Origin of the sequence: Pricia sp., from assembly GCF_041745955.1 — a bacterium.
GTDB lineage: Bacteria > Bacteroidota > Bacteroidia > Flavobacteriales > Flavobacteriaceae > Pricia.
On record NZ_JBGTHY010000044.1, the window covers coordinates 1 to 4,151 of the forward strand.

Genomic DNA, 4,151 nt, shown 5'->3' on the forward strand with positions numbered 1-4,151 from the left:
ACGGCCGCCAATATCAATATCGGATATTCCATCGATAGCGAAACTTTTGGTAAAAAGCAGGAAGAGGAGGAGGAAGAAGATGAGCCAGGTGCCTACGACTATGTGGCCCAAAGTGGCGGCCGCGACGATGACCTTTTCGGACGTGCCGACAATTACGACAACCGATTGATCGATGACGAGTATGGGGAAGATGAGGACGAAGATGTTGAAAATCCACCATACGCCACAAAAATCCCCTGGAATTTTCGACTGGCCTACTCCGCCAGCTACTTCAATTCCGCACGACAGAACGAATTCAGCAGCCATTCCCTCATGTTTTCGGGAGATGTCGAACTCTCACCCCGGTGGAAGGTCGGCGGCTCATCGGGCTATGATTTCAAGAACAAGGGATTCACCCTGACACAGCTCCGGTTCGAACGCGACCTAAAAAGCTTCCGTATGAACTTCAACTGGACGCCCTTCGGCACCTACTCCCGCTGGTACTTTTTTATCGGAATAAAAAGCTCCCTGCTCAGTGATCTGAAATGGGAGAACCGAAGCCAGCAATCGCGCTCGCGGCGGTAAGGGTTTAAGGTTCAATTCTGCCTTCGGCAGATTCAAGGTTCAAAGAAAAAAGAAATACATTGAACTGCTACGAAGTAGCAATTAAACCTTAAACCATGAGCACTACAATGGTATCTTTTTCTTGAATTTGAATTTTGTACTTGACTTGATTACAGCGTCTCCCGATGAAACTCCATTAAGCCCTCAATGGGTCTTTGGCGGATGACCCCCACTATTAGGTCATTGCGCTCTAGAACGGCGGTCAATTCTTGGCGAAGGTAATGGGCAATGCTACCGACGAAATTGATGGGCACCTTGGTGGCCAGATCGAATTGCATGATGTAGTTGTTGATGAACTGCTGAAAGCCCTTATCGATTACGCCCTTTGAATACGGGTGGTCTTTGTTCTCCACAAGAAAGCGGGCGAAAGTGGCCAAATACGTATTCGGATTGGGCTGCTTATAAAGGTTCTCCTTAATTACATCGGCCTCTAGATTGTAGCCCTCGGCGAACTTTTCGGCCAAATCATGCGGCATCTTGTTGAAATAATAGTCCCGTATCAATTTTCTTCCGAAGAAATTACCGCTTCCGTCATCCATGGGGATATATCCCAAAGAAGTGACTTTTTGATGTAATCGTTCACCATCGTAATAACTACAGTTTGAGCCCGTGCCCAAAATACAGACAATACCTTGATGGCCTACCTTGGTCGTTGCAAAAATGGCCGCAAAGGTGTCTTCCTTGACATCGGCTTTGGCATTCGGGAAAAAATCCTTAAAAATTTCGGTCAGGAACGCTTTCATGCGATCGGTTCCGCAGCCCGCTCCGTAAAAATGCAACTGCGACACCTCTTCCTTGTTCTTCGAGAGTTCAAAATTGTTGGCCAATCGGTCTTCGATGACGTTTCGCGTCAGGACTTCGGGACTCAAACCGAGCGTTTGGGTGATAAACAACTGGTTTCCTTTCTTGTCCAAGGCAATCCAATCGGATTTTGTTGCCCCGCTGTCTACTATTAATATCATAAGTTGTGTTGTTAAAATTTCAAGCACCAAATTCCAAATTCCAAAAACCTTACCAAACGTAATGAAATGATAGGTATCAAGAGTATGTTTAAAAAATCTCTAAACGGTAAAACTTAACAAAAAATCCCTGAAAGGACCGGCTCTAAAAGTTGTACTCCGTAAAAAATAAAAATTATTTTACAAGTTGCAATACCAACAAAAAGAATCCTTAAAATAAGCAAAATTTTGCCTAATCTCAGGATTCCATTAAAAAAATAGCTTAAAAGTTACAAACTTGCCACGTGCTGCGCCAAATCTACCATTTTGTTGGAGAATCCGGCTTCGTTATCGTACCAGCATATCAGTTTGAAGAATCTCGGATTCAGCTCCATTCCTGCTCCGGCATCGAAAATACTGGTTCGGGGATCGCTAACGAAATCTTGGGAGACCACCTCTTCTTCAGTATATCCCAAAATACCCTTCAACTCTCCTTCGGAGGCCGTTTTAAAAGCCTTTTTGATTTCCTCGTACGAGGTTTCCTTTTCCAAACGCACGGTAAGATCCACAACGGAAACATCGGCGGTCGGTACCCTGAACGCCATTCCCGTTAGTTTTCCTTCCAAGGCCGGAATTACTTTGGTAACCGCTTTGGCGGCGCCCGTAGAAGCCGGTATGATATTCAACAAGGCACTTCGGCCGCCTCTCCAATCTTTTGAGGACGGGCCATCTACGGTCATTTGTGTAGCGGTCGTAGCGTGAACGGTCGTCATCAAGGCTTCTTCGATACCGAAACTATCGTGCAGTACCTTGGCCATAGGCGCCAAACAGTTTGTGGTACACGACGCGTTGGATACGATGGTATCGGATGCCTTCACCTCTTTATGGTTAACGCCCATAACAAACATAGGGGCGTCGGGCGAAGGAGCGGAAATCACTACTTTTTTGGCGCCGCCATCGATATGTTTCTGCGCCATATCCAGCGTTTTGAAAATTCCGGTACACTCGGCAACGATCTCGACACCTACGGCATCCCATTTGATATTTTTAGGCTCTCTTTCCGCGGTAATCCTGACCGTCTTACCGTTTACGACCAGGTGTCCGTCCTTTACTTCTACCGTTCCGTCGAAATGACCGTGAACGGAATCGTATTTTAAAAGGTAGGCCAAGTGCTCGACTTCCAAAAGATCGTTGATAGCGACTACATCGACACCTTTTCTTCTGACCGTCTCGCGAAAGACCAATCTTCCGATGCGTCCAAATCCGTTAATTCCTATTTTTAAATCTGACATATGTTTCTGTTTTTAGGATTAAAATTTAAGTTTTTTTTCATATAGGTGTCCGGTAAGGAACCAAGTCCACAAAATCTTCGGGGATCACCCGTTTTTTACCAAAGAATGCTGAGGTTATGTGGTCATAATTTCCGAGACCCGTAAAAGTTCTTTGTCTATTTTCGTATGTCCCTTTATGGCCTTGCTGATCGGGGTCAAAACAATCTTGTTGTTCTGAACGCCGACCATAAAATTGGTCTGCCCTTCCAAAAGGCTCTCAACGGCCTTTACCCCCATTCTACTGGCCAGTACCCGATCATAGCACGAAGGTGCGCCGCCCCTCTGCATGTGGCCCAATACGGAAACACGGACATCATATATAGGTAGGTGTTCTTCAACATATTCCTTGAGCTCGAAAACACTCTTGCCTATCTTGTCCCCTTCGGCAACCACCACGATACTCGATGATTTTCCGGATTTCTTACTGCGCTTCAAAGATTCCAACAAACGTTCCAGGCCCCTATTTTCCTCGGGAATCAATATCTCCTCGGCACCGGCACCTACGCCTGCGTTCAGCGCAATATGCCCGACATCACGGCCCATCACCTCTACAAAGAACAGTCGATTGTGCGAACTTGCGGTATCCCTGATCTTATCGATTACGTCGACCACCGTGTTCATCGCAGTGTCAAAACCCACCGTGTTCGACGTACCGAAAATATCGTTATCGATCGTGCCCGGTATGCCAATGATCGGAAAGTGGTATTCTTCGTTGAACTTCATTGCACCATGAAAGCTACCATCGCCCCCGATGACCACAAAAGCATCGATACCTTCGGCACGTAGCTGATCATAGGCCATCTTACGGCCTTCGGGCGTCCGGAACTCGTCACATCGGGCGGACTTCAATATCGTACCCCCCTTATTAATGATGTTGTTGACGCTTCTGGCATCCATAGGTTTGAAATCGCCCTCGATCATACCTTGATACCCCCTATAGATACCTACACAATCGACCTTCATATAAGCACAGGTACGAACGACAGATCGAATGGCCGCATTCATGCCTGGGGAATCGCCACCGGAAGTCAAAACCCCTATTTTCTTTATTTCTGGACCCATTAAAAAAACTAAGCTGCAAAATTACAAAACTTGTTCCAATTCAAGGAGGGCTCGGGCTTCTAATTTGAACGATTCGTAGGGTCTCAAGCCTTTTCGTAGAAATAAAGGAGGAAATCAGGCGAATAGTTGAAAAATTATCTTCTCCCCTTCGACTTCGGATAAAACCGCAGCAGGCTGTCCTTTCCCATTACGGCGGCAGGCACCTTGTCGGGTGACG

At 46.4% G+C, this 4,151-nt stretch carries 3 protein-coding genes and 1 pseudogene; 1 reads left to right on the forward strand and 3 read right to left on the reverse strand.

What is annotated here, in order from left to right; translation table 11 throughout:
- Positions 1–564, forward strand: a pseudogene (locus tag ACEW8S_RS01540) (LPS-assembly protein LptD); the annotation flags it as partial.
- A gap of 149 nt (positions 565–713) precedes the next feature.
- On the opposite strand, the gene ACEW8S_RS01545 reads toward ACEW8S_RS01540, so the two are convergent.
- The 3 genes from ACEW8S_RS01545 to pfkA form a co-directional block, all read right to left on the reverse strand.
- A complete protein-coding gene (locus tag ACEW8S_RS01545; protein WP_373516431.1) occupies positions 714–1,565 on the reverse strand; it encodes an N-acetylglucosamine kinase in 852 nt (283 codons plus the stop codon).
- Between the two features lie 266 nt (positions 1,566–1,831).
- A complete protein-coding gene (gene gap / locus ACEW8S_RS01550; protein ID WP_373516432.1) occupies positions 1,832–2,833 on the reverse strand; it encodes a type I glyceraldehyde-3-phosphate dehydrogenase in 1,002 nt (333 codons plus the stop codon).
- Between the two features lie 114 nt (positions 2,834–2,947).
- Positions 2,948–3,934 (reverse strand): 6-phosphofructokinase, encoded by a 987-nt coding sequence (pfkA, locus tag ACEW8S_RS01555; protein WP_373516433.1) that lies wholly within the window; start codon positions 3,932–3,934, stop codon positions 2,948–2,950.
- Positions 3,935–4,151 lie beyond the last annotated feature (217 nt).

What these genes read in the sequence shown, in the direction of transcription:
- ACEW8S_RS01545 (WP_373516431.1), bottom strand. Translation starts at nt 1,565, where the DNA reads ATGATATTAATAGTAGACAGCGGGGCAACAAAATCCGATTGGATTGCC.
- gap (WP_373516432.1), bottom strand. Translation starts at nt 2,833, where the DNA reads ATGTCAGATTTAAAAATAGGAATTAACGGATTTGGACGCATCGGAAGA.
- pfkA (WP_373516433.1), bottom strand. Translation starts at nt 3,934, where the DNA reads ATGGGTCCAGAAATAAAGAAAATAGGGGTTTTGACTTCCGGTGGCGAT.